This is a genomic window from Pseudomonas sp. TE31087, from assembly GCF_057284075.1.
Genome location: NZ_JBXVNN010000001.1, coordinates 2,761,962 through 2,785,619, shown reverse-complemented (window position 1 = coordinate 2,785,619; position 23,658 = coordinate 2,761,962). Strand labels below are relative to the sequence as shown.

General features: G+C 65.1%; 20 protein-coding genes and 1 pseudogene. 5 read left to right on the top strand and 16 right to left on the bottom strand.

The window, feature by feature from the left end:
- Window positions 1–12: 12 nt before the first annotated feature.
- Together ACZ899_RS12495 and ACZ899_RS12490 are read right to left on the bottom strand one after the other, a co-directional pair.
- Window positions 13–495 (bottom strand): hypothetical protein, encoded by a 483-nt coding sequence (locus ACZ899_RS12495; protein ID WP_232856723.1) that lies wholly within the window; start codon window positions 493–495, stop codon window positions 13–15.
- 258 nt (window positions 496–753) lie between these two features.
- Window positions 754–978 (bottom strand): hypothetical protein, encoded by a 225-nt coding sequence (locus ACZ899_RS12490; protein WP_050704563.1) that lies wholly within the window; start codon window positions 976–978, stop codon window positions 754–756.
- A 940-nt stretch (window positions 979–1,918) separates the two neighbouring features.
- On the opposite strand from ACZ899_RS12490, the gene ACZ899_RS12485 reads away from it, so the two are divergent.
- On the top strand, window positions 1,919–2,338 hold the full coding sequence (locus ACZ899_RS12485; RefSeq protein ID WP_203647670.1) for a tetratricopeptide repeat protein: 420 nt from the start codon (window positions 1,919–1,921) through the stop codon (window positions 2,336–2,338).
- A 330-nt stretch (window positions 2,339–2,668) separates the two neighbouring features.
- On the top strand, window positions 2,669–4,027 hold the full coding sequence (locus tag ACZ899_RS12480) for a DNA recombination protein RmuC (protein ID WP_232856738.1): 1,359 nt from the start codon (window positions 2,669–2,671) through the stop codon (window positions 4,025–4,027).
- On the opposite strand, the gene ACZ899_RS12475 is transcribed toward ACZ899_RS12480, so the two are convergent.
- Both ACZ899_RS12475 and ACZ899_RS12470 read right to left on the bottom strand, forming a co-directional pair.
- The gene (locus tag ACZ899_RS12475; protein ID WP_234560828.1) at window positions 3,999–7,472 is read right to left on the bottom strand and encodes a hybrid sensor histidine kinase/response regulator; all 3,474 of its coding nucleotides are present in this window, start codon (window positions 7,470–7,472) and stop codon (window positions 3,999–4,001) included. The genes ACZ899_RS12480 and ACZ899_RS12475 overlap by 29 nt on opposite strands.
- A 214-nt stretch (window positions 7,473–7,686) precedes the next feature.
- Window positions 7,687–8,868 (bottom strand): MFS transporter, encoded by a 1,182-nt coding sequence (locus tag ACZ899_RS12470; RefSeq protein WP_203647668.1) that lies wholly within the window; start codon window positions 8,866–8,868, stop codon window positions 7,687–7,689.
- Window positions 8,869–9,040: 172 nt separating this feature from the next.
- Between ACZ899_RS12470 and ACZ899_RS12465 the strand changes: the two genes are divergently transcribed.
- A complete protein-coding gene (locus tag ACZ899_RS12465) occupies window positions 9,041–10,180 on the top strand; it encodes a TDT family transporter (protein ID WP_234560827.1) in 1,140 nt (379 codons plus the stop codon).
- A 10-nt stretch (window positions 10,181–10,190) separates the two neighbouring features.
- Here the strand turns inward: ACZ899_RS12465 and ACZ899_RS12460 are convergent, their stop codons facing one another.
- Both ACZ899_RS12460 and ACZ899_RS12455 read right to left on the bottom strand, forming a co-directional pair.
- The gene (locus ACZ899_RS12460) at window positions 10,191–10,760 is read right to left on the bottom strand and encodes a LemA family protein (RefSeq protein WP_203647666.1); all 570 of its coding nucleotides are present in this window, start codon (window positions 10,758–10,760) and stop codon (window positions 10,191–10,193) included.
- Window positions 10,761–10,762: 2 nt separating this feature from the next.
- Window positions 10,763–11,863, bottom strand: a complete 1,101-nt coding sequence (locus ACZ899_RS12455) for a hypothetical protein (protein WP_234560826.1) — start codon at window positions 11,861–11,863, stop codon at window positions 10,763–10,765.
- 236 nt (window positions 11,864–12,099) lie between these two features.
- Between ACZ899_RS12455 and ACZ899_RS12450 the strand changes: the two genes are divergently transcribed.
- Entirely contained in the window at window positions 12,100–13,974 is a 1,875-nt protein-coding gene (locus ACZ899_RS12450) for an MFS transporter (protein WP_234560825.1), read from the top strand.
- A gap of 16 nt (window positions 13,975–13,990) precedes the next feature.
- Here the strand turns inward: ACZ899_RS12450 and sugE are convergent, their stop codons facing one another.
- The 8 genes and pseudogenes from sugE to ACZ899_RS12410 all read right to left on the bottom strand — a co-directional run bounded on the left by sugE (window position 13,991) and on the right by ACZ899_RS12410 (window position 20,123).
- Window positions 13,991–14,308 carry a quaternary ammonium compound efflux SMR transporter SugE gene (gene sugE, locus ACZ899_RS12445; RefSeq protein ID WP_050704569.1) on the bottom strand — a complete coding sequence of 106 codons (318 nt, stop codon included), beginning with the start codon at window positions 14,306–14,308 and terminating at the stop codon, window positions 13,991–13,993.
- A gap of 270 nt (window positions 14,309–14,578) precedes the next feature.
- Window positions 14,579–14,728 (bottom strand): annotated as a pseudogene (locus ACZ899_RS12440) (HAD family hydrolase); the annotation flags it as partial.
- A gap of 105 nt (window positions 14,729–14,833) precedes the next feature.
- Window positions 14,834–15,487, bottom strand: coding sequence for an HAD family hydrolase (locus tag ACZ899_RS12435; protein ID WP_232856726.1), 654 nt, complete (start codon window positions 15,485–15,487; stop codon window positions 14,834–14,836).
- A 13-nt stretch (window positions 15,488–15,500) separates the two neighbouring features.
- Window positions 15,501–16,490, bottom strand: coding sequence for an ABC transporter ATP-binding protein (locus ACZ899_RS12430; protein ID WP_234560824.1), 990 nt, complete (start codon window positions 16,488–16,490; stop codon window positions 15,501–15,503).
- A gap of 1 nt (window position 16,491) precedes the next feature.
- Window positions 16,492–17,286, bottom strand: coding sequence for an ABC transporter permease (locus ACZ899_RS12425; protein WP_203647660.1), 795 nt, complete (start codon window positions 17,284–17,286; stop codon window positions 16,492–16,494).
- On the bottom strand, window positions 17,276–18,115 hold the full coding sequence (locus ACZ899_RS12420; protein ID WP_011532723.1) for an ABC transporter permease: 840 nt from the start codon (window positions 18,113–18,115) through the stop codon (window positions 17,276–17,278). Before ACZ899_RS12420 ends, ACZ899_RS12425 begins: the two co-directional genes overlap by 11 nt.
- A complete protein-coding gene (locus tag ACZ899_RS12415; RefSeq protein ID WP_186712771.1) occupies window positions 18,112–18,918 on the bottom strand; it encodes an alkaline phosphatase family protein in 807 nt (268 codons plus the stop codon). The genes ACZ899_RS12420 and ACZ899_RS12415 overlap by 4 nt, the downstream gene beginning before the upstream one ends.
- 146 nt (window positions 18,919–19,064) lie before the next feature.
- Window positions 19,065–20,123, bottom strand: a complete 1,059-nt coding sequence (locus ACZ899_RS12410; protein WP_234560823.1) for an ABC transporter substrate-binding protein — start codon at window positions 20,121–20,123, stop codon at window positions 19,065–19,067.
- 327 nt (window positions 20,124–20,450) lie between these two features.
- Here ACZ899_RS12410 and ACZ899_RS12405 point away from each other — a divergent pair, with 327 nt between their 5' ends.
- Window positions 20,451–21,164: a UTRA domain-containing protein gene (locus ACZ899_RS12405; RefSeq protein ID WP_234560822.1), complete on the top strand. Its 714-nt coding sequence runs from the start codon at window positions 20,451–20,453 to the stop codon at window positions 21,162–21,164.
- 99 nt (window positions 21,165–21,263) lie between these two features.
- Here the strand turns inward: ACZ899_RS12405 and ACZ899_RS12400 are convergent, their stop codons facing one another.
- Together ACZ899_RS12400 and ACZ899_RS12395 are read right to left on the bottom strand one after the other, a co-directional pair.
- The gene (locus ACZ899_RS12400; protein ID WP_234560821.1) at window positions 21,264–23,417 is read right to left on the bottom strand and encodes a mechanosensitive ion channel domain-containing protein; all 2,154 of its coding nucleotides are present in this window, start codon (window positions 23,415–23,417) and stop codon (window positions 21,264–21,266) included.
- 44 nt (window positions 23,418–23,461) lie between these two features.
- Window positions 23,462–23,632, bottom strand: a complete 171-nt coding sequence (locus ACZ899_RS12395; protein ID WP_167388396.1) for a hypothetical protein — start codon at window positions 23,630–23,632, stop codon at window positions 23,462–23,464.
- Window positions 23,633–23,658: the final 26 nt, after the last annotated feature.

Sequence of the window (23,658 nt, the reverse complement as noted above, 5' to 3'; positions counted from 1 at the left end):
GGACGTGTTGGCTCAGGAGGCTGGGGTGAGCATTGGCTCGATACAGTGTTGCCAGGCCTGAGTGAAATCCCGCAGGCGCCCCTGGGGCTGGAAGGTCTGCCGCCAGATCCGCGCCAGGCCCAGCAGATCGTCGGCCGCCGGCAACGGCATGGCCTGCTCTTCGATGAGCATCCAGGCGATGGCAGTGGCGTAGCGCAGGTTGACGGTCAGCTCGAGGTGCGGGCCGCCCAGGAAGGCGTGCTGGCTGGCCAGGCCACGTACCAGGCTGGCCAGTTCGGGGTCGCGGGCCAGGTATTCGTCCCACAGGCAGCGGTGACGATTCCCACCGATCCTGTAGAGCCCATGGCCGCGTCGGTCATGCAGGGCGGCCCCCAGCGCAGACTGGCTTGCGGCAACGCCCAGTAACAAAGCTTCTGCGCTGTCGCAGTGACGACCCAGGTAGACCAGGGTCGGCCGGATCACATATCGACTCAACTCGTTCGCAGCGATGCCCATGATGCCCTCTGCTGGATGCCCTCTGCTGGAAAGGGCCGACGGGCGCTGGAGCTTGGCAGCTGGTGAGTGGTCAGGCCCGCCGGAAGCGGCAGGAGCCGCTCGAGTTGAAGTGTAGTGTGATAACTGTGGTGTAAAGGGCTGTTTTTAAATCGATTGCAGCCCGAAGGCACGGGGCATATGCCCGCTGGCGATTAGGCCAATTGCCTTCAGGCTGGGTTTTGCATGGCGTATTCATGGCGTGAATCACCCGCCATTCGTTCATGCGGTCAGCGACTGGCGGGTGCGCTCGATCACTGCCTGCAGCGGTTCGGCCCGGTTGTATTGTTCCGGGTAGAGCCGCTCGCTGTGGCAGGCGATGCCATGCTCGTCGACCAGGGTGAAGCTGAAGCTGCCCTTGCGTGGGGCAACGATAAGGCACTTCAGTGGGGCGAAGGCCTGGGAAAGGGTGCCAAAGGCAGCCTGGATCTGTTGATGGTTACTCATATTGTTGGATGTTCCTGCGTAAGACACGGTGTTTGATCCGTGCACAATAGAAACGTTCCAGTGACGTCTTTATTAAGGAGACGCAGAACCTGACTGGAACAGGGCAGCCAGAGGGGCGCATGCAATAGGTGGGCGCTGGGCTGACTGGTAGGTACGACAGAAGGCAGGCAGCACACCGACACCAGGGTTCTGGGCGTCGGGGAAGATCCTGATCAATCTGAAACGTGATTCGTGCTGGGCAAGGTCTGCCGAGTGAATCATCGAATGGGCCGGTCCCGATGGGGCAGTGCCTGCTCGTTGTCGAGCGGTGGGCTGCGGGGACTGAGTGGCCAGAATGACTTCAGCTGGGTACTAACAGGGCGCAACCCTACACGAACATTTCGGGGTTGGCAAGCTTTTGGCATTCTGGCGGGAAGCCGATCATTATGTCGTCAATCGCGCCTGCTGTGAAGAGGGGGAAATGCCCCGGCAATCGCCCGGCTGTACCGTTTTCGTGCACCGTGCTGCCGTTTGTTGGTGCACTTGTACACACTCGGCTGAACAGTTGTAACCCTCCTGCAACATCCTGTGGACGGCTCGCCAATGACTTGACTGGGGGCTTAAGTCAATGAAAAAAAACACTAATTTTTGCTGGTGAAAAAATCGACAGTTTGAGCGAAAGCCCCATTTCACAGGGGTTTGCGGGCTGCCTCAAGGGGTTGTCCACCGAGTTATCCACAGGTTCTGTGGATTGTCCCGGGCGCTTGCTCTAGGACGGGCGTGCCAGCTGTTTCATCGATTGTTCGACAATCGGTGGATTGAGGTGGCATGGGCATTTTCCCTGGGAAAACGTCAAGAAAAAATCATGGAAAAAAATGTCGATCAGCCGAAGGTCGCCCGGGCCAGACCACGAAAAATGGAGTAGAGTGGCGCGCCTCTCGAGTCACCCTTGCTGTTGGTCATGAAGCTTCGCGGTAAACACCTCGCCAGTCCTGATGCCTCGCCATCGCTGCCTTCCCCCAAGCGCTTTTCCCTGAAAGTGGCCCTGTGGCTGCTCGACAGCCCACGCCTGGGCGACAAGCCCAGCGTCAAGCACCTGGCCGGGCGCATGCTCAAGCAGCCGGCGCGCCAGGGCGTGGTGGTGGCCCAGAGTCGCCTGGGGCAGATGCTCTGCCGCGATTGCGGCAATGCCCGCGACCGGCGCATCGGCCATGAATTGCTGCGCCAGGCGGCCCGTGCCGGTGATCGGCGGGCCCAGTTGGAATATGGCCGGTTGTGCCAGTCCCAGGAGCCGGAGCAGGCCCGCTACTGGTTGGAGCTGGCGGCGGGGCAGGGCTCGCAGGAGGCGCGGCGGTTGTTGCGCCAGTGGTTCGGTGGTTAGGGGTATCGATCCTCGCGTCCCCCTGTAGGAGCGGCCTTGTGCCGCGAAAGGGCCGCACAGCGGCCCCGGCGATCTTTGCGTCAACACCGAATCCCCGGGGCCGTTGCACGGCCCTTTCGCGGCACAAGGCCGCTCCTACAGGGGGCACTGACCAGGCAGCCCTGCCACCAGGCTGATAAGCTGCGCAGCATTCGTCAATGTTCGATCGGGGTAAGCATGACAGTGGATCTGACCAGCATTCTGCTGGGCTTGGTGGCGGGCGCCGTGCCCTGCCTGGGCTGGGTCATGCAGGTGCAGCGCGGCCAGGGCGCGCGCAAGGCCGAGCAGGCTTTGCTCGAGGAGCGCCTGAATGCCGCCCAGTTGACCCAGGCCGGCCTGCAGGCGCAGTTGGAGGCCAGCCGCGACGAGGTCAGCGACCTCAGCGAGGCCAACACCGTCAAGCAGACCCAACTGGCCGCCCAGGGCCGTGAACTGGAACTGCTGCAGATCGACCGCGACAACGCCCGTGACGCCGCCCATGCCTGGCACCTCGAGCGCGCCAACCGCGAGGCCGAGCTGCGTCGCCTCGAGGCCCAAACCGCACGCCTGGAGGCCGAGCTGCGTGAACAGCAGGAGAGCCACCAGCAACGCCTCGAGGACCTGCAGGAGGCCCGCGACACCCTGCGCGCGCAGTTCGCCGACCTGGCCACCAAGATCTTCGACGAGCGCGAACAACGCTTCGCCCAGACCAGCCAGCAGCACCTGGGGCAATTGCTCGATCCGCTCAAGGAGCGTATCCAGGCGTTCGAGAAGCGCGTCGAGGAAAGCTACCAGCAGGAGGCCCGCGAACGCTTCTCCCTGGGCAAGGAGCTCGAGCGCCTGCAGCAGCTCAACCTGCGCCTGTCCGACGAGGCCACCAACCTCACCCAGGCGCTCAAGGGCCAGAAGACCCAGGGCAACTGGGGCGAGCTGATCCTGGAGCGGGTGCTGGAGCACGCGGGCCTGGAGAAGGGCCGCGAGTACCAGACCCAGGTCAGCCTGCGCAGCGCCGACGGCGAGCGCTTCCAGCCCGATGTACTGATCATGCTGCCGGGCGACAAGCAGGTGGTGGTGGACGCCAAGGTCAGCCTGACGGCCTACCAGCAGTTCGTCGGCAACAACGACGAAGCCGCGCTCAAGCAGCATGTGCAGTCGTTGCGCAACCACGTCAAGGGCTTGTCGAGCAAGGACTACAACCGCCTCGAGGGCTTGCACAGCCTCGATTTCGTGCTGCTGTTCGTGCCCATCGAGGCGGCCTTCTCGGCGGCGCTGCAGGCCGAGCCCAACCTGTTCCAGGAGGCCTTCGACCGGCAGATCGTGATCGTCAGCCCGACCACCCTGCTCGCCACCCTGCGGGTGATCGACAGCCTGTGGAAGCAGGAACGCCAGGGGCAGAACGCCCGGGAGATCGCCGAGCGCGCCGGCTGGCTGTACGACAAGTTCGTGCTGTTCATCCAGGACCTGGACGAGCTCGGCGCGCGCCTGGCCCAGGTGGACAAGGCCTACGCCGCGGCGCGCAATAAGTTGTGCGAGGGGCGCGGCAACCTGGTCAGCCGCAGCGAGCAGCTCAAGCTGCTCGGTGCCCGGGCCAGCAAGAGCCTGCCCGCCGAGCTGATCGAGCGCGCCCTGGCCGACGAAGCGCTTACTGAACCAGGCTCAGATGCCGATTGAGCAGGGCGCGCAGGGCCGCCGGCTTGACCGGCTTGGCCAGGTAGTCCAGGCCCGCGGCATGCACCAGGGCGATGGTCTCGTTGCGTCCGTCAGCGCTGATCACCACCCCGGGCACCGGCTCGCCCAGGCGCGTCCGTAGCCAGCCCATCAGCCCGGTGCCGGTCTCGCCGTCATCCAGGTGGTAGTCCACCAGCGCCAGGTGCGGGCGCAGGCCCTTGCCGAGCAGGGCCTCGCATTCGGCCTGGTTACGCGCCGTCCACACCTGGCAACCCCAACGGCTGAGCAGGCTGTTCATGCCGATCAGGATGCTGTCCTCGTTGTCCACGCACAGCACCTGCAGCCCGGCCAGCGGCTGCCCGGCCTGCTCCACGGGGGCGGGCGTCGCGGGCGCGGGGCTGTGGGCGATGGGCACGCTGACGCGGAACACGCTGCCCTTGCCCGGCCAGGAGCGCACCTCCAGCGAATGCCCGAGCACCCGGCACAGGCCGTCGGCGATCGCCAGGCCCAGGCCCAGGCCTTTCTCGGCGCGGGTCTGGTGGCTGTCCAGGCGCTTGAACTCCTGAAAGATCACCTGCAGCTTGTCGTCGGCGATGCCCGGGCCGCGGTCCCACACCTCCAGCCACAGGCGTTCGCCCTGGCGCCGTGCGCCCAGCAGCGGGCTCTTGCCGTAGCGCAGGGCGTTGGTGAGGAAGTTCTGCAGCACCCGGCGCAGCAGCTTGATGTCGCTGTCCACCCGCAGGCGGCTGCCGCGCAGGCGGAACTCCAGGCCTTTTTCGGCGGCCAGCACCTTGAACTCGGCGCCGAGGGTATCGAACAGCTCGTTGAGGGCGAAGGGTTTGATGTCGGGGGTGACCTTGCCGTTCTCCAGGCGCGAGATGTCGAGCAGGTCGCTGATCAGCTCCTCGGCCGAGCGCAGCGAGCTGTCCATGTGCTGCACCAGCTGCCGGGCCTCGTCGTTCATGGCCTCGGCCTGTTGCGACAAGGCGGCGGAGAACAGCCGGGCGGCGTTGAGCGGTTGCATCAGGTCGTGGCTGACGGCGGCGAGGAAGCGGGTCTTGGACTGGCTGACCGCCTCGGCGCGGCTCTTGGCCTCGGTCAGCGCCTGGTTGAGCTGCGACAGTTCGTGGGTACGTTCGGCGACGCGTTGTTCCAGGCCTTCGTTGGAATCGCGCAGGGCTTGCTCGGCCTCGCGGAACGGGGTGATGTCGGTGAAGCTCATGACGAAGCCGCCGCCGGGCATCGGGTTGCCGATCAGCTCGATCACCCGGCCATTGGGGAACAGCCGTTCGGAGGAGTGGGCCCGGCCCTGGCGCATCCAGTGCAGGCGCCGCGCCACATGCACCTGGGCCTCGCCCGGGCCGCACAGGCCGCGCTCGGCGTTGTAGCGGATGATGTCGGCAATCGGCCGGCCGACGCTGATCAGCCCGTCGGGGTAGTTGAACAGCTCCAGGTAACGCCGGTTCCAGGCCACCAGGCGCAGGTTCTGGTCGACCACGCTGATGCCCTGGTTGATGTTCTCGATGGCGCCCTGCAGCAGCGCGCGGTTGAACTGCAGCACCTCGCTGGCTTCGTCGGCGATGCGCACCACGTCCTCGAGCTGCATGTCGCGGCCTTCGATGGCAGCCTTGACCACGGCGCGGGTCGAGGAGGTGCCGAGCACGCCGGCCAGCAGCCGCTCGGTGTGCTCGATCCAGTCGCCGTCGGCGTTCTGGTTGGGGTTGAAACCCTTGCCCTGGCGGTAGGCGAAGCGGATGAAGCTTTGCCGGGCGCGCTCCTCGCCGACGAAGCGCGCGGCAAGCTTGAGCAGGTCGTCGATCTGCACCGCCAGCAGGGGTTTGCTGGAAGGTCGGGCGCTGGTCTGCTGGCCAATGAAGCGCCCGGCCTGCCAGTGCTCGGAAACCCGTGTACGGGAGAGGATCGAGACCCAGGCGAACAGGGTGAAGTTGCCCGCCAGCGACAGCACCACGCCCTGGGTGAGCGGGGTGATCGGCAGGTTGAGCGGGTTGCCGTGCAACCAGGCCAGCCCCGGGAACAACTGCAGCGACCAGCCCAGGCTGTGGGCGGCGATCGGCAGCACCAGGGTGTAGAACCACAGGAAGATGCCGGCGGCCAGGCCGGCGAACACGCCGCGGCGGTTGGCCTGTTTCCAGTACAGCGCGCCGAGCATCGCCGGGGTCAGCTGGGTCACCGCGGCGAAGGCGATCTGGCCGATGGTCGCCAGGCTCGCGGTGGAGCCGAGCAGGCGGTAGCTGACGTAGGCCAGCAGCAGGATGACCACGATGGTCACCCGGCGCACCGAGAGCATCCAGTGGCGGAACACCTCGAAAGGCCGCTCGGCGTTGTTGCGTCGCAGCAGCCAGGGCAGCAGCATGTCGTTGGAGACCATGGTCGACAGCGCCACGGCCTCGACGATGACCATGCCTGTGGCCGCCGAGGCGCCGCCGATGAACGCCAGCAGGGCCAGGCTCGGGTGGGCCTCGGCCAGTGGCAGGCTGATCACGAACGAGTCGGAGATCACCGTGCCCGGCAGCAGCATCTGCCCGGCCAGAGCGATGGGCACCACGAACAGCGCGGCCAGGGCCAGGTACAGCGGGAACACCCAGCGCGCCAGGCGCATGTCCTGGGGCTCGATGTTCTCCACCACGGTGACGTGGAACTGCCGCGGCAGGCAGATGATCGCCATCATCGCCACGGCGGTCTGCACCACCATCGACGGCCAGTTGATGGTTTCTTCCCAATAATCGTTCAGGTGCACCGACTGCCGGGCCTGGGTGAACAGGTCGTCGAAGCCGTCATACAGGTTGAACACCACGAAGGCGCCCACGGCGAGGAAGGCCAGCAGCTTGACCAGCGACTCGAAGGCGATCGCCAGGACCATGCCGCGGTGGTGCTCGGTGACGTCCAGGCTGCGGGTGCCGAAGACGATGGCGAACAGCGCCAGCACCAGCGACACCACCAGCGCGGTGTCCTGCACCCGGCTGCCGGTGGCATCGGCGTTGGCGCCGATCAACAGGTTCACCCCCAGCACGATGCCCTTGAGCTGCAGGGCGATGTAAGGCAGCACGCCGACCAGGCAGATCAGCGCCACCACCACCGCCAGGGTCTGCGACTTGCCGTAGCGGGCGGCGATGAAGTCGGCGATCGAGGTGATGTTCTGCTGCTTGCTGATCAGCACCATCTTCTGCAGCACCCAGGGCGCGAAGATCAGCAGCAGCACCGGACCCAGGTAGATGGGCAGGAACGCCCACAATTGTTCGGCGGCCTGGCCGACCGCGCCGAAGAAGGTCCAGCTGGTGCAGTACACCGCCAGCGACAGGCTGTAAACCCAGGCGCGCAGGCGCGGCGGCAACGGCGTGCTGCGGCGGTCGCCATAGAAGGCGATGGCGAACATGATGGCCATGTAGGCCAGGGCGACCACGGCGATCAGCCCGCTGGACAACGACATGCAAACTCCGGAGCAAAAAATGAAACGCGGTCACGATCAATCAGTCTGGCACGCAGGGCGCGGTTCGTCAGCGCCGACCATGGTCGCAGTGGCAGGACGTCGCAGGGACCATCGCGGGGCAAGTCGCATCGGCGCACCGCCGCTCCCACGAATGTCGAGCTGCCCTTGGGCGTGGGAGCGGCGGTGCGCCGATGCGACTTGCCCCGCGATGGCATCACTCAGCTCGGCGCGTCCCCAGCCAGTAGAACACACCGGCCAGTATCACCGACCCGATCAGCAGATAGAACACCGCCACCGGCACCAGGTGCCCGAGCGCGACGCCCACCAGCACCGGCCCCAGTGCCGCGCCCAGGTTGCCCAGGTTCTGTGCGCCGTAATAGATGCCGCGCAGGTGCTCCGGGGCGATGAGGTCGATGAACATGTACTCGGCCGGAATCACGATGATCTCGCCCAGGGTGAACACCAGCATCGCCAGGCACCAGGCCAGCGCCGTGCCGGCCAGGGAAAAACCCAGCAGCCCGGCGACGAACAGGCCCATGCCGGCCATCAGCCAGGGCATCAGCCGGCGCCGGTCGATGCGCTTGCCGATCAGGTACTGCAAGGCGATTACCGTCACCGCGTTGGTGGTCACCAGGTAGCCGACCAGCCGCGCCGCCTCGGCGGGGTTGCGGGTCACCACCAGGTACTGCGACAGGTAGGCGGTGAACTGGCCGAACACCACCGCGCTGAGCACGCCGCCCAAGGTGAAGCATACCAGCCGCCGGTCGCGCAGCAGGCCCAGCGCCACCTGGCCGAAGCCGGCGCCGGGCTGCGGCCGGTCCTGAGGCTGCAGGTCGCGAACGCCCAGGCGCTGGTAAGCCAGGCACATGGCGAGGCCGATCAGCGCCGAGACCACAAAGGGCAGGTGGCCGTCCACCTCGATCAGGGCCACGCCGAGCATCGGCCCCACGGCATAGGCGATGTTGCTCAGGGTGTACTTGATGGCGAACACCTCGGCGCGCTGCTCCACCGGCAACAGGGCACAGAAGGCGGCCTTGGCGGCGATGTCGACCAGCGCCAGGGCCAGGTTGATCACCACCAGGCAGAGGAAGAACAGGGCGGCCGAGCGACTGGCGATGGCGCCGACGAAGGCCAGGGCGAACACCAGCAGGCTGGCGATCACCAGGGTATGGTTGCGCACGGTGTCGACCAGGTGCCCACCGTACAGGCTCAGCAGCGAGGCGACGATCAGCGCGCCGCCGATCACCAGGCCGATACGGCCGACCGAGAGCTGGAAATTGTCGGCCAGGTAGACCACCAGGTAGGGCAGGGTGATCGCCCGGGCCATGGTCAGGGTGAAGGTGGTGAGCAGGAGCAGGCGTACCGGGTTGGGGTAGCGCTTGAGGGCGGTGAGCATCGACAGGTCCTTGTCATTATTGTCATCAGGAAAACCGCGCCAAGCATATTCCAGAGCCTATGCCTTTAGCTATATCTGCAAAACAGATAACAGATAGAGAAATTACCCGTTATATAGATATTCTTCGAGGGCATAAGATAAATCCACCTTACACAAGGCCAGGAGACATCCCATGCCATGCACCCAGACCCGCGCCCCCTCGTGGCGCCCGTTGAGCCATCTGGCCCATCCCCGTGAAGTGATTCGCCAGTTCACCCCCAACTGGTTCGCCGCGACCATGGGCACCGGCGTACTGGCCCTGGCGTTGCACCAGGTGCAGGTGCCACTGCTGGACACCCTTGCCGAGGGCCTGTGGTGGCTGACCATTGGCCTGTTCACCCTGTTCTGCGTCTTGTATGGCGCCCGCTGGGTGATGTTCTTCGATGAGGCGCGGCGGATCTTCGCCCACTCCACCGTGTCGATGTTCTTTGGCACCATCCCCATGGGCCTGGCCACCATCCTCAACGGCGCCCTGGTGTTCGGCTTGGCGCGCTGGGGCGAGTCGGTGGTGCCGTGGGTGGAAATGCTCTGGTGGCTGGACGTGGGCCTGGCGCTGCTGTGCGGCGTGGCCATTCCCTACCTGATGTTCACCCGCCAGGAGCACAGCATCGACCAGATGACCGCGGTGTGGCTGCTGCCGGTGGTGGCGGCGGAAGTCGCCGCCGCCAGTGGCGGGTTGCTGGCGCCGCACCTGGTGGATGCGCACCGGCAGTTTCTGGTGGTGATCACCAGCTATGTGATGTGGGCGGTGTCGTTGCCGGTGGCGTTCAGCATCCTCACCATCCTCATGCTGCGCATGGCCCTGCATAAACTGCCGCCAGCGAACATGGCCGCCTCCAGCTGGCTGGCGCTGGGCCCGATCGGTACCGGCGCGCTGGGCATGCTGGTGCTCGGCGGCGATGCTCCGGTGGTGTTCGCCGCCAATGGCCTGGGTGGCCTCGGCGAGGTGGCCCGTGGGCTGGGGCTGGTGGCCGGCATCGTGCTCTGGGGCGCGGGGCTGTGGTGGTTGCTTACGGCGGTGCTGATCACCCTGCGCTACATGCGCCAGGGCATGCCGTTCAACCTCGGCTGGTGGGGGTTCACGTTCCCGCTGGGTGTGTATTGCCTGGCCACCCTGAAGCTGGCGGCCTGGCTTGAGCTGGGTTTCTTCAGTGTGTTTGGCCAGGCACTGGTGGTAGCGCTGGCGCTGCTCTGGCTGCTGGTGGCCAGCCGTACCCTGCGTGGGGCGTGGCGTGGCGAGCTGTTCGTCTCGCCTTGCATCGCCCGGCAGTAACGGCGGGGATTCAGAGATTGGGCGTGTAGTTGAAGCTGCCTGAGGCCTCTGCGTCGGTGAACGGGGCGATCGGTGCCTTGCGGTTCAGCATGTCATTGACCATCGAGCCCGGTAACATCTGGATGCTGTTGTTGAAGCGCTCCACCTCGCCGTTGAAGATGACGATCGCCGCACCGACGTTTTCCTGTTGTTCGGTGATTTCCCGCATGAAGTTGCCGAGCACCTCGGACGCCTTGAGGTCAGGATAAGCTTCGACGGCAACGCGCAGGCCATTGAGCAGCGAGCGAGTGGCGCTCTCGGCGGCGACCAACGAAGTGCCGTTGGCCGCGCTCGGCAGCTCGGCAATGGCGCTGCGCAGGCGCGTGATCTCGCTCATCAGGTTGTGTTCGTAGTCCTGATAGTGGCTGACATGCGGCTGCAAGCCGTCGAGTACCTTGCTCTTCTGCCGCTCGTAGGTCAGCACGTCGGCCCAGGCCCGTTGCGCACGGTTGTGGCCGCCGATGATCGCGTTGTAATAGCTGATCACGGCCAGCAGGCCCAGAACGGCGACGCTAATGCCGATGATGACGGGTAGATCCATTGTCAGTTTTCCCTCTGAATGGCGGTTGGGGTGGGTGATTCGAAATTGTCGTCATGCTGCTCGGCGAGCACGTGGATCGCTTCCAGCAAGGTAGTCAGCGCGGGCAAGTCGATGCCAGCTTCGATGGCCTTGTAAAAGGCCCCTGGGTTGTTCAAGTCACCCGGCATCTCGAAGTCGATGAGGTTGTCATCGTCGAAGCTGAGGCAGAGCCCGGCGCCGTCGGCGGCGAATTCCAGATTGGGGTTGCGCAGGCGCGCGGTCATGCTCAGCAGGTGCAGTACCGTGACGGGCTTGGCGAACCGGGCGCAGGCCATCGCACTCGTGCCGCTGAGAGTGAGTGTGCTGTTGAAGGCGCTTGAGGTGGTTTCGTAGGTGTGGTCGAGATCGATCTTGGTCTGTTTGTCGCTGCGCACGGCGATACCTTGCACCCACGGGAAATCCACCACCAGGCTGTAGCGCCGATACTGGTCGTAGACGTTTCGGGACCGTGTCACGGTTTCACCCTTGCTGTTTGTCTCGGTATAGGTCTGTGTATGCCTGTCGACGTATTCCAGGTCGACATAGTGGTAAGTGAGGGTGTGCAGAGGGCCTTTGAACGTGCCTTTCAACGCGAGTTGTATCTGGCGACGGTGATTGCCTCGCGCGTAATCACGGAAGGATTGCTGCAACCGGACCAGCAACTGTTCGGGGGACGTGCCGATTTCCCCTAGGCCGTTGGCGAACCTGCTCGAGCGCAGCGCCAGTGCCCTGGACAGTTCGGGCAGCAGGTGGCGGCCGCGAGCGATGTAGGAAAGCGTGCCGGTGACGAAAAGGATGCTTGGCCCCGCGATGATCCAGGCGCAGGTCGACGGTGTGAAACCCCAGGCCTCGGCCAACCAGGTCAGGATTGCCCAGGGCCCCAGGTAGTTGGCCGCCAGGGCGACGATCGCCAGGACCGTGAAGGCTTGGATCGCTTGCCAGTCGGCTTTGTACTCGAACCGCAGCTTGCCCTTGTAGTCAACGAATTTGCCCACGATAGTCAGGAGATCGGCGGTGTTTTTCGCCGATTTCGTGGCTTCGGTGGCGGTGTCGATCATCGCCGCCAACCGCTTGTCTTCATTCATGGTATTTCGATGTCCATTTCCTGGGGGGGCGTCCTGCAGAGAGGCATTCGGTGCGCCTGGTCTCGTTCATGTGCCCTGGATGGGCGGCTGTTTTCGGTGCCTGGCAGTCTGCCATCACCCTGGCTGTCTTTCCAGCGTGCCGGCAAGGTTGCCATGACCAGGCATTCCCGTGCAGATTTGTGGCTTATCACGCTGTACGTGCCTCCAATGACAAAGCCCAACCAGGTACAAGGACGATGAGTCACCCCTCGCAATTCACCCTGCTCGGCAAGCGGCGCTTCCTGCCGTTCTTCATTACCCAGTCGCTGGGCGCCTTCAACGACAACCTGTTCAAGCAGTCGCTGATCCTGGCGATCCTCTACAAGCTGAGCCTGGAAGGCGACCGCTCGATCTGGGTCAACCTCTGCGCCTTGCTGTTCATCCTGCCGTTCTTCCTGTTCTCGGCGCTGGCCGGGCAGTTCGGCGAGAAGTTCGCCAAGGACCGGCTGATCCGTGCGATCAAGCTGGCCGAGATCGTCATCATGGCCATCGGCGCGACCGGTTTCGTCACCCATCACCTGGAACTGATGCTGGTGGCGCTGTTCGCCATGGGTACCCACTCGGCGCTGTTCGGCCCGGTGAAGTACTCGATCCTGCCCCAGGCCCTGCGTGAGGAGGAGCTTGTAGGCGGCAACGGCCTGGTGGAGATGGGTACCTTCCTGGCGATCCTGGCCGGCACCATCGGCGCCGGGATGCTGATGTCCTCCAGCCAGTACGCGGTGCTGGCCGCCGCCGGGGTGGTGGGCACTGCGGTGCTGGGCTACCTGGCCAGCCGCTGGATCCCCCGCGCCGCCGCCGCCGCGCCGCAAATGAAACTGGACTGGAACATCTTCAAGCAGTCCTGGCTGACCCTGCGCCTTGGCCTTGGCCAGACCCCGGCGGTGTCGCGCTCGATCGTCGGCAACTCGTGGTTCTGGTTCGTCGGCGCCATCTACCTCACGCAGATTCCGGCCTATGCCAAGGACTGGCTGCACGGCGACGAGACCGTGGTCACCCTGGTGCTGACCCTGTTCTCGGTGGGCATCGCGGTGGGTTCGCTGCTGTGCGAGCGCCTGAGCGGGAGCAAGGTGGAGATCGGCCTGGTGCCGTTCGGCTCGTTCGGCCTGACTTTGTTCGGCCTGCTCTGGTGGTGGCATTCGGGCGATGTGCCGGTCGGCGTCGTGCCCCATGACTGGCTGGCGTTGCTGGGCATGAGCCAGGCCTGGTGGATCATGCTGTCGATCGTCGGCCTGGGCATCTTCGGCGGTTTCTACATCGTGCCACTGTACGCGCTGATCCAGGCGCGCACCCCGGAAGACCAGCGGGCCCGGGTGATCGCCGCCAACAACATCCTCAACGCGCTGTTCATGGTGGTCTCGGCGATCATCACCATCGCCCTGTTGAGCCTGGCCAAGCTGAGCATCCCGCAGCTGTTCCTGGTGGTGTCGCTGCTCAATATCGCCGTCAACGCCTACATCTTCCGCATCGTGCCGGAATTCACCATGCGCTTCCTGATCTGGCTGCTCAGCCACTCGATGTACCGGGTTGAGCACCGCGAGCTGCAGCGTATTCCCGATGAAGGCGCGGCGCTGCTGGTGTGCAACCATGTGTCGTTCGTCGATGCGCTGCTGATCGGTGGGGCGATCCGCCGGCCGATCCGTTTCGTCATGTACTACAAGATCTACAACCTGCCGGTGCTCAACTTCGTGTTCCGTACCGCCGGCGCCATTCCCATCGCCGGGCGCGGCGAGGACGAGGCCACCTACGAGCGTGCCTTCGCCCGTATCGCCCAGTACCTGGCCGACGGCGAGCTGGTGTGCATCTTCCCCGAAGGCAAGCTGAGTTCGGACGGTGAGATCGATGTGTTCAAGGGCGGGGTGAACCGCATCCTGCAGGAGACGCCGGTGCCGGTGATTCCGCTGGCGTTGCAGGGGCTGTGGGGCAGTTTCTTCAGTCGTGACCCGAACAAGGGCTTCTTCAAGCGCCTGTGGTCGCGGGTGACCCTGGTGGCCGGCGCCGCCATCCCGGTGGAGGCGGCGCAGCCCGAGGCGCTGCGCGAGCAGGTGAGCCTGCTGCGCGGCGACGTTCGCTAAGGGAAACGCAGGGAGGTCAGCTGGCGCTGACCTTCAGGCCGACCAGGCCGGTGATGATCAGGGCGACACTGGCCAGGCGGATCAGCGCCATGGATTCGCCGAACAGGATGATCCCGGCGATCACCGTGCCGACCGCGCCGACGCCGGTCCAGATGGCATAGGCGGTGCCCAGCGGCAGCTCCTTCATGGCCAGGCCCAGCAGGCCAAGGCTGATGACCATGGCGCCGACGGTGAGGATGGTGGGCATGGGGCGGGTGAAGCCGTCGGTGTACTTGAGGCCGACAGCCCAGCCGACTTCGAACAGGCCGGCGAAGAACAGGATGATCCAGGACATGGTGAGTCTCCATCGATTCAATGATGGGGCCGTCCCCGGTATGTTCACGCACAGCGTCGTGAGGCCGTCCTCACAGTGCGCACTATACTGCACATTTGTGGCAGGAGAGGCAAGCGTGGCGGATCAATGGTGCCTGTGCCGGCCTCTTCGCGGGTAAACCCGCTCCCACAGGATCATCACAGCCTTGAAACTGCGCGTTACCTGTGGGAGCGGGTTTACCCGCGAAAGGGCCGGCACAGTCCCTATTAATGTCTGACCGGACCAGGCCGCTTAAGACCAGCTCAGAATCGGCCAGCCATTGGTCTGCGCATGCTCGCGCAGCACCGCGTCCGGGTTCACCACGTGCGGGTGATCCACCTTCAGCAGCAATGGCCGGTCGTTGCGCGAATCCGAGTAGAAACTCGCCCCCTCCAGGTTCTCCCACAAGATCACCACAGCCTTGAAACTGCGCGATACCTGTGGGAGCGGGTTTACCCGCGAAAGGGCCCGCACAGTCTCTGTCAAGGTCTGACCGGACCAGGCCGCTCAAGACCAGCTCAGAATCGGCCAGCCATTGGTCTGCGCATGCTCGCGCAGCACCGAGTCCGGATTCACCACGTGCGGGTGATCGACCTTCAGCAGCAGCGGCAGGTCGTTGCGCGAATCGGAGTAGAAACTCGCCCCCTCCAGGTTCTCCTGTTCCTGGTCCAGCCACTCCAGCAGGCGGGTGATCTTGCCCTCGCGGTAGGTGAGCACGCCGTGGGTCTTGCCGGTATAGACACCGTTGACCGCCTCCAGCTCGATGGCCAGGTATTCGTCCACCCCCAGCCTTGCCGCGATCGGCCCGACCAGGTGGGTGCCGCTGGCCGAGATGATCAGGATCCGGTCACCGCGCTTGCGGTGCTCGGCGATGCAGCGGCAGGCGTCACCGAAAATGATCGGCTCGATCACATCCTCCACCCAGGGCTCGACCAGGTGCTCCACCTCTTCCAGGGTGCGCCCGGCGATGGGCTCCAGGCTGAAGGCCATATAGTCCTCCATCGCCAGGTGGCCCTTGCCGTAGGCTTCCATCAGCTCATGATCGCGCTTGAGGAAAGCCTTGCCGTCGACCCAACCCAGCCGGGCCATCTGCTCGCTCCACAGCGACGCGCAGTCGCCGTGGATCAGGGTTTCGTCAAGATCGAAGATTGCCAGTGCCATGCGTTGTATCTCCTTAGGCCACTTCCCGTAGCGCCGTGGGGTCGATCGACAAGGATACCCGCTGCCCGTCCGCGTGCAGGTCGGCCGCGCAGCGGTTGAGCACGTCCACCACCAGCTCGACGTCGCGCACCCGTACCCGGTAGCGGATGACGTTGCCCAGCAGGCAGTGGCTGCGGATCTCGCCGTCCAGTTCGCCGTTCAGGCCCAGGGTGATGGACTCCGGGCGGATCGCCAGGCGACCGTTGACCGGGCGTTGCAGCAGGCGGCTGGCGCTGTCGGCGTCGAGCAGATTGTAATTGCCGATGAAGCCTGCGGCGAACAGGTCCACGGGCGCGGTGTAGAGGGTCTCGGCATCGCCGCTCTGGACGATGCGGCCCTGGTTCATCAGGACGATGCGGTCCGACATGGTCAGCGCCTCTTCCTGATCGTGGGTGACGAAGATGGTGGTCAGCCCCAGCTCGCGCTGGATGGCGCGAATCTGTTCGCGCAGGTGCTTGCGGATGCGCGCATCCAGCGCCGACAGCGGTTCGTCGAGCAGCAGCAGGCGCGGGCGGGTGACCAGCGAGCGGGCCAGGGCCACACGCTGGCACTGGCCACCGGACAGCTGGTGCGGGTAGCGCCCGGCGAAGCTGCCGAGTTCGACCAGATCGAGTACTTCGCGCACCCGCGCCTGGCTTTCGTCGGCCTTGACCTTCTGCATGCGCAGGCCGAAGGCGACGTTCTGTTCCACGGTCATGTTGGGGAACAGCGCGTAGCTCTGGAACACCATGCCGATGCCGCGCTTCTGCGGGCTCACTGGCACGATGTCCTGGCTGTCGAGGAGGATTCGCCCGCTGTCCACCGGGGTCAGGCCGGCGATGCAGCGCAGCAGCGTGGACTTGCCGCAGCCCGAAGGGCCGAGCAGGGTGACGAACTCGCCGCGCTCGATCTGGCAGTCGATGTTCTCGAACACCGGGCTGCCGGCGTAGCTCTTTTGCAGTTTCTGTACGCTGACGAAGCTCATGTCAGGTCTTGTCCTTGTTCAGGCGGTTGGCAACCCAGGTCAGCACCAGCACGAAGGCGAAGTAGGAGATGACCAGCGCGCTGTTGAAGTGGCCGCTGCTGTTGCGCATGTTGTTCAGGTACACCTGCAGGGTCTCGTAGCGGGTGCCCACCAGCAGGTTGGCGAACACGAACTCGCCGAACAGGAACGAGAACGACAGCAGCAGCGCCACCATCAGGCCCTTGCGCAGGTTCGGCAGCACCACCAGCAGCGCCGCCTTCAGAGGGCTGGCGCCAAGCAACTGGGCGGCGTCCATCAGGTCGCGCAGGTTGATGGCTTGCAGGTTGTTGGTGATCGCCCGGTACATGAACGGCAGGGCGATGGTGAAGTAGCAGCCGATCAGGATCCACGGCGTGCCGACCATGGCCAGCGGCCCGCTGCCATACAGCTGCAGCAGGCCCACCGCCGACACCACCGGCGGCACCGCGAAGGGCAGCAGGATCAGCACGTTCATCAGCGCGTCGAGTTTCGGGAAGTGGTAGTGCACCACGAACAGGAGCGGCAGGATCAGCACCACCGAAAGCACCAGCGCACCCACGCACACCAGCAATGACTGGCCGAAGGCGGCGAGAAAGCGCGGCTCGCTCCACAGCGCCAGGTACCACTTGAAGGTCAGCCCGCTGGGCAGCAGGGTCGCCGACCAGCTGGTGGCCAGCGAGTAGAGCAGGGTGCCGGCCAGCGGCAGTAGCAGGATGAGGAACAGCAGATACACCACCACGCGGTGGTAGAGTCCGCCGGCGTTGTTCTCAGCGCGCATGGTAGCTCCTCTTGAGCAGCCATTGATGGACCACCGTGACCACCGTCATCAGGCCCACCAGCACCATCGCCAGGGCGCTGGCCAGGTTCGGGTCGAGGCTGATGTCGCCGGCCACCAGCCCGGCGATGCGGATCGGCAGCACGTTGAAGTTGCCGGTGGTCAGGGCGTAGACGGTGGCGTAGGCGCCCAGGGCGTTGGCCAGCAGGATGACGAAGGTGCCGAGCAGCGCCGGGGTCAGCACCGGCAGGCCGATATGCCGCCAGAACTGCCAGTGGCTGGCGCCGAGCAGTGCGGCGGATTCGCGCCAGTCCTCGCGCAGGGCGTCGAAGGCCGGGTAGAGCAGCAACACGCCCAGGGGGATCTGGAAGTAGGTGTACACCAGGATCAGGCCGGTCTTGGAGTAGATGCTGAAGTCGCCGAGCAGGCCCATCTGCTTGAGCAGCAGCGTCAGTGCACCGTTAAAGCCGAGCAGGATGATGAAGGCGAACGCCAGGGGCACGCCGGCGAAGTTGCTGGTCATGTTGGCGAAGGCGCTGACGAAGTCGCGCAGCTTCGAGTCGACCCGGCGCAGCGAATAGGCGCCCAGGGTGGCGATGACGATGCCGAACAGGCTCGACCAGAAGCTGATCTCCAGGCTGCGTTGCAGCGCCTGCAGGTAGAACTTCGAGGCGAAGATCTTGCTGAAATTGGCCAGGCCCCAGCCGCTCTCGCTCTGCAGGCTGTTGAGGGCGACCCAGGCCAGCGGCGCGACCTGGAAGATGATGAAGAACACGGCGAACGGCAGCAGGCAGAGCAGGGCCAGGTAGCGGCCGCGATGGCTTGCATTCACTTGAGCAGCTCCCGGCAGACCGGTTTGTCGTGGGCGGCGCCAAGCAGTTCGCAGATCGTGCCGCACAGTTCGGTCTGCAACGGCTTGGCCGCGGGATCGAGGCTGAACGCCTCGCCGAACACGAACAGCGGCACCTCGCGCTCCTCGGCCAGCAGGCCGTTGTGCGAGCGGTCGTTGTTCATGCCGTGGTCGGCGGTGACCAGCACCTGGTAGCCCTCCTCGAGCCAGCGTGGCAGGTAGTCGGCCAGGAGGATGTCGGCGCTGCGCGCGGCATTGCGGTATTGGCTGCTGTCCAGGCCGTGGCGGTGGCCGGCGTCGTCGATGTTCATCGGGTGCACCAGCAGGAAGTTCGGGGCGTGGCGGCGGCGCAGGTACTCGGCGTCGGCCAGCAGGTGCGAATCGGGGTAATGGTCGGCGTAGTAGAACAGGCCGTGCTGGATCGGCAGCTTCGGCGCGTGGGTATGGCGGTCGCGCAGCGGGTCGAAGGGCGAGCGGTTGTACAGCTCGCTCATCCAGTGATAGGCCGCGGCGGCAGTGCCCAGGCCAGCCTCGCGGGCGTAGTGGAACACGCTGCGCTGGTTGGACAGGCGGTTGACGTTGTTGTGCACGATGCCGCTGTCGATCGGCGGCACGCCGGTGAGGATGCATTCGTACAGCGGTCGCGACAGTGACGGCAGTTCGCATTCAAGCCGGTACAGCGCGGCGCGGTCGGCCTCGACGTAGGCGTGCAGGTGGCCCATGGCATGGTGCGCGACCTGGTGGTTGAGGCCGTCGAGCAGGACCAGGATGACGTTGTGTTGCATGGTGGCTCCAGTCATATACCGCGTTGCCTTCTTCGCGGGTAAACCTGCTCCCACAGGAAGTGATGCTGTCCTCAAGGTCAGCACGGCACCTGTGGGAGCGGGTTTACCCGCGAAAGGGCCGGTTCAGGCGCTAGACAACTCGCCCCTTACTCCATCTCGATGATCACCTGCTCCTGCCATTTCTGCGGCAGGGCCTTGGAGGTCGTTTCCCAGACTGCGGCGTCTTTGATCGGCTGGGCGGCCTTGTACTGTTCGTTGGGCAGCAGCTTGGCCTGCACGTCCGCTGGCAGCTTCAGGTGCTCGGCACGGATCGGCCGGGCGTGGCCGATGGCCAGGTTGGTCTGCCCGGCGTCGCTGAAGATGTACTCACGCGCAAGCTTGGCTGCGTTCGGGTGCTTGGCATACTTGTTGATGATGGTGGTGTAACCGGAAATCACCGAACCATCGGACGGGATCAGCACTTCGAAGCGCTTGGGGTCGATCTGCTCGCGGTAGCTCAGGCCGTTGAAGTCCCACACCACGCCCACTTCCACCTCGCCCTTCTCCAGGGTCTGGATGGTCGGGTTGGCCAGCGACAGGCGCTTCTGTTGGGCCAGCTTGGTGAACAGCTGCAGGCCCGGCTCGATGTTGCTTTCGTCGCCCTTGTAGGCGATGGCGGCGGCGAGCACGCCGTTGGCGGCCTGGGCGGCGGTGCCGACGTCACCGATGGCGACCTTGTACTTGCCCTTTTCCAGGTCGTGCCAACTGGTGGGGCGTTCGCCTTCCTTGACCAGGTCCTTGTTGATGATGAAGGCGATGGTGCCGGTGTAGGCCAGCGCCCAGTGGCCGTCCTGGTCCTTGGCCCACTCCGGCACCTGGTCCCAGGTGCTCGGCTTGTAGGCCTGGGTGACGCCCTTGGCGACCGCGATCGGGCCGAAGGCGGCGCCGACGTCGCCGATATCGGCGCTGGCGTTGTCCTTCTCGGCGTCGAACTTGGCGATCTCCTGGGCCGAGCTCATGTCGGTGTCGCTGTGCTTGAGGCCGTACTTCTTGGCCAGGTCTTCCCAGGTGCCTTTCCAGTTGGCCCAGGCATCGGGCATGCCCACGCTGTTGACGGTGCCTTCCTTGCGGGCGGCGTCTTCAAGGGCCTTGAGGTCCTGGGCCATGGCCGAGGTGCAAAAAGCGATGGCCGAACCGAGCAGTGACGCCATGAACAACTTTTTCATCCGAAGCTCCTTTGGTGGGTGCCTTGCATTCGTTGTTATGAACAGAAGCGGTGCTTGCGAACCCTTGGTCTAGGTCAGCAAACCTTGAGCCAAGGTAGGCCTGTTGCGTGACAGTTTGATGTAAGGAGAGGGCGCGGGTGGCAGGCCGATGGCTCTGGGAATACAGCGTAGACCACATCGAAAGCCTTGAATCGCGTGGCCTGGCTCGGATCTGGCAAGTCCCTGGGCGAGGCTTTGTCACAGGATGTTCATCAGCCATGCCTAGGCTTGTAGCCATCGCCACATGCCCTGTTATGGGGCTGGACTAGTCCAGATAGGTAACCTTTGATGCAAGCGACGCCACCGCGCGCGGTAACAGCCATCTGCCATGCCCTGCAGGAGCAGATCGAACACGGCCTGCTGGCCCCCGGCGGCAAGCTGCCGGCCGAGCGCAGGCTCAGCGAAGTGTTCGACACCACGCGCATCACCCTGCGCGAGGCGCTGGTGCAGCTGGAGGCCCAGGGGCTGATCTACCGCGAGGAGCGCCGTGGCTGGTTCGTCGCGCCCGAGCGGCTGACCTACGACCTGATCGAGCGCAGCCACTTCCATGCGATGGTTCGCGACCAGGGGCGGGTGCCGAGCACCGAGTTGCTGTCGGCGCGCCTGCAGCCGGCGTCGGCGGCGATCTGCGCGCGCCTGCGCCTGCCGGCGTTGTCCAGCGTGGTGCGGATCTGCCGTTTGCGGCGCATTGACGGCAGGGCGGTGCTGTATGCCGAGCACTACCTCAACCCGCGCTACTTCCCGAAGATTCTTGAGCTGGACCTGGCCCGGTCGCTGACCGAGATCTATGCGCGGGAGTACGCCATTCACTATGGGCAGGTGTGCTTCGAGATCCTGCCGACCGCGTTGCCGGTGGCGGCGGCGGGGGCGTTGAAGGTTTCGGCGGGCAGTCCGGGCTTGCATATCACCCGGGTCAACAGCGACCAGCATGGGCATCTGATTGACTGTGACCTGGAATATTGGCGCCACGATGCGATCCGCATCCGTGCCCAGGCGGGATAAGGTGTTGGATTCTTCGCGGGTAAACCCGCTCCCACAGGGACCCCACAATTTTCGAATGTGTGGCAATCCTGTGGGAGCGGGTTTACCCGCGAAAGGGCCCTAACTGGAGGACCCGGTTTCCGCCATCTGGCCCCCTCCGGCCGTCACCACCTGCACCGACAACCGCGGCGTCGCCAGGTCCAGCCCCGCCTCGTCCAGCTGGCGCTTCAACGCCAGGTTGAACGCCCGCGACACCTCCCACTGCTTGATCGGCGCAGTCTTGAACCGCGCCCGCAGGATCGCCGAACCCGACTCGAAACTCTCCACCCCCTGCAGCTCCAGCGGCGACCAGATGTTGCGGCGCATCAGCGGGTCGTTGCGCAACTTCTGCCCCACTTCGCGGATCAGCGTGATGGCCTGGTCGATGTTCATGCTGTGCGGAATGGCCACGCGGAAGATCGCATAGCCGAACTCCCGCGAGTAGTTCTTGATGCTCTTGATCTCGCTGAACGGGATGGTGTGCACGATGCCGTCGATGTCCCGCAGGCGCACGGTGCGGATGGTCAGGCCCTCGACCGTGCCCAGGTGGCCGCCGACGTCGACGTAGTCGTCGATCGCCAGCGAGTCCTCGATGATGATGAACAGCCCGGTGATCAGGTCGGCCACCAGCGACTGGGCGCCGAAACCGATGGCCAGGCCGATGACGCCGGCACCGGCCAGCAGCGGGGTGACGTTCATGCCCATGTTGGCCAGGGCGACGATCACCGCGATGATGAAGATCACCACGAACATCACGTTGCGGATCAGCGGCATCATGGTCTGCGCCCGGGCGTTGGCCAGGCCCCGGCGCGAGCGCACCAGGGCATGGTGCACGGCGGTGTCGGCGAGGATCCACACCAGCCAGGCGACGATCAGCGTGCCGGCCAGGCCCAGCAGGCGCAGGCTGACCTCATGGCCGTCGCCTTCGGCGAAGCTGATCATCGAGCGACCCCACACACGCAGGCCCAGTTCGATGAACACCAGCCAGTTGAACAGGTGCACCAACACGTAGCCGAAGTTGCGCAGGCGTTCGGTGTAGACCGCCTGGCGCTTGTTGGCGCGCCTGGGCTTGGCGGCGTGGCGTCGGACCAGGCCGTTGAGCACCATGCACACCACCACCAGCACCGTGCACATCAGCGATTGGCGCAGGGCGGTGCTGGTGTCGCCGGCGGAGACGAAGGTGGCGAACAGCGAGATCGCCACCAGGATCAGCGCCGGGACGTACCAGAAACTGCCGAGCAGCTCGATGGTGTCGCTCAGGGTGCGCCGGGTCAGGCGGCGGGACAGGGGCTGGTTGCGGATCAGGTGGGCGATCGGGCGGCGAAAGCGCAGGATGAACAGCCCGGTGCACAGCGCGGCGACGACATTGGCCAGGGTGGCCAGGGCGTGGGCCAGGTGGCTGCCCAGCGCGGTGGTCAGGCGCGGGTCGCTCATCGCCTCGCCGAACGCGGCGAAGCTGCCGATCAGCCACAGCGGGCGAAACGCCTGGTGGCGCAGGATATGCAGGGCGCGGTGACGGTGTGGGCCGTCGAGCAGCGAGAAGGCGATCACGCAGATCGCCGAGAACAGCGTGCCGACCACCAGCGCGTAGGCCAGCACCATGGCCATCGACTTGCCCAGCGAGGAGGGCAGGGCGAAGCTCAGGTACACGGTGAACACCAGCGCCACCAGCCACGGCCCCAGCTTGCGCAGGGCGAAGCGCACCAGGTCCCAGGTGCGCGGGTGCTGGGGCAATTCTTCGGTCAGGCCGAAGCGCAGGCGCACGCGGTGGCCGATCCAGTTGAAGGTGTAGGCCAACAGGCTCCAGACCAGGATCACCCCGGCAAAGCCGAACAGGATCGCCGGCCACTGGTGCACCGGCACCACCAGCGCGGCCAGCTCGTCCTGCGCCTGGTCGATTTCCAGCGACCAGCGCTTGAACGGGCTGGCATCGCCGCTGAACTGCTGCTCGAAATCGTGCAGGGCGCCGCCGATCAGCCCGAGCACGCCCTGCTCGACGGTGGGTTGCGATTGTTTGGTGGCGTCGCGCAGCTTCTTCAGGTCGGCCAGCAGCTTGGTCCGTTGCTGGTCGTTCTCCAGGTTCTTGATCACCTCGTCCAGCGACTTGCCCAGCGGTTCGCTGGCTTCGGGCTGGGCGGGTGTGCTGGAGCCGAGCAGGCCGGGCAGGCCGGCGGCGTGCGCCGGGGTGACGAACAGCAGGAACAGCAGCGTGATGCAACGCAGGAGGGCTGGCACCGGAAACTCTACCTCAGGTCAAACGTTTGCCCGAGTGTAGTGGTTTACGACGGCAGTTTCTCGAGGATCTTCCAGCAGGTGAGGCCGAAGATGCCGAGGGTGCCGATCCACATCATCAGCACGCCGACATTGCGCTCGCGCAGGCTGAAGCCGATGGTCAGCAGCATCAGGAACAGGAACACCGGCACGAAGAGGGAGAGGAAGGGGGATGACATGGACGGCAATCCTTTTGCTGTGGGGC

What these genes read in the sequence shown, in the direction of transcription:
- ACZ899_RS12495 (WP_232856723.1), bottom strand. Translation starts at nt 495, where the DNA reads ATGGGCATCGCTGCGAACGAGTTGAGTCGATATGTGATCCGGCCGACC.
- ACZ899_RS12490 (WP_050704563.1), bottom strand. Translation starts at nt 978, where the DNA reads ATGAGTAACCATCAACAGATCCAGGCTGCCTTTGGCACCCTTTCCCAG.
- ACZ899_RS12485 (WP_203647670.1), top strand. Translation starts at nt 1,919, where the DNA reads ATGAAGCTTCGCGGTAAACACCTCGCCAGTCCTGATGCCTCGCCATCG.
- ACZ899_RS12475 (WP_234560828.1), bottom strand. Translation starts at nt 7,472, where the DNA reads ATGTCGTTGTCCAGCGGGCTGATCGCCGTGGTCGCCCTGGCCTACATG.
- ACZ899_RS12470 (WP_203647668.1), bottom strand. Translation starts at nt 8,868, where the DNA reads ATGCTCACCGCCCTCAAGCGCTACCCCAACCCGGTACGCCTGCTCCTG.
- ACZ899_RS12465 (WP_234560827.1), top strand. Translation starts at nt 9,041, where the DNA reads ATGCCATGCACCCAGACCCGCGCCCCCTCGTGGCGCCCGTTGAGCCAT.
- ACZ899_RS12460 (WP_203647666.1), bottom strand. Translation starts at nt 10,760, where the DNA reads ATGGATCTACCCGTCATCATCGGCATTAGCGTCGCCGTTCTGGGCCTG.
- ACZ899_RS12455 (WP_234560826.1), bottom strand. Translation starts at nt 11,863, where the DNA reads ATGAATGAAGACAAGCGGTTGGCGGCGATGATCGACACCGCCACCGAA.
- ACZ899_RS12450 (WP_234560825.1), top strand. Translation starts at nt 12,100, where the DNA reads ATGAGTCACCCCTCGCAATTCACCCTGCTCGGCAAGCGGCGCTTCCTG.
- sugE (WP_050704569.1), bottom strand. Translation starts at nt 14,308, where the DNA reads ATGTCCTGGATCATCCTGTTCTTCGCCGGCCTGTTCGAAGTCGGCTGG.
- ACZ899_RS12435 (WP_232856726.1), bottom strand. Translation starts at nt 15,487, where the DNA reads ATGGCACTGGCAATCTTCGATCTTGACGAAACCCTGATCCACGGCGAC.
- ACZ899_RS12430 (WP_234560824.1), bottom strand. Translation starts at nt 16,490, where the DNA reads ATGAGCTTCGTCAGCGTACAGAAACTGCAAAAGAGCTACGCCGGCAGC.
- ACZ899_RS12425 (WP_203647660.1), bottom strand. Translation starts at nt 17,286, where the DNA reads ATGCGCGCTGAGAACAACGCCGGCGGACTCTACCACCGCGTGGTGGTG.
- ACZ899_RS12415 (WP_186712771.1), bottom strand. Translation starts at nt 18,918, where the DNA reads ATGCAACACAACGTCATCCTGGTCCTGCTCGACGGCCTCAACCACCAG.
- ACZ899_RS12410 (WP_234560823.1), bottom strand. Translation starts at nt 20,123, where the DNA reads ATGAAAAAGTTGTTCATGGCGTCACTGCTCGGTTCGGCCATCGCTTTT.
- ACZ899_RS12405 (WP_234560822.1), top strand. Translation starts at nt 20,451, where the DNA reads ATGCAAGCGACGCCACCGCGCGCGGTAACAGCCATCTGCCATGCCCTG.
- ACZ899_RS12395 (WP_167388396.1), bottom strand. Translation starts at nt 23,632, where the DNA reads ATGTCATCCCCCTTCCTCTCCCTCTTCGTGCCGGTGTTCCTGTTCCTG.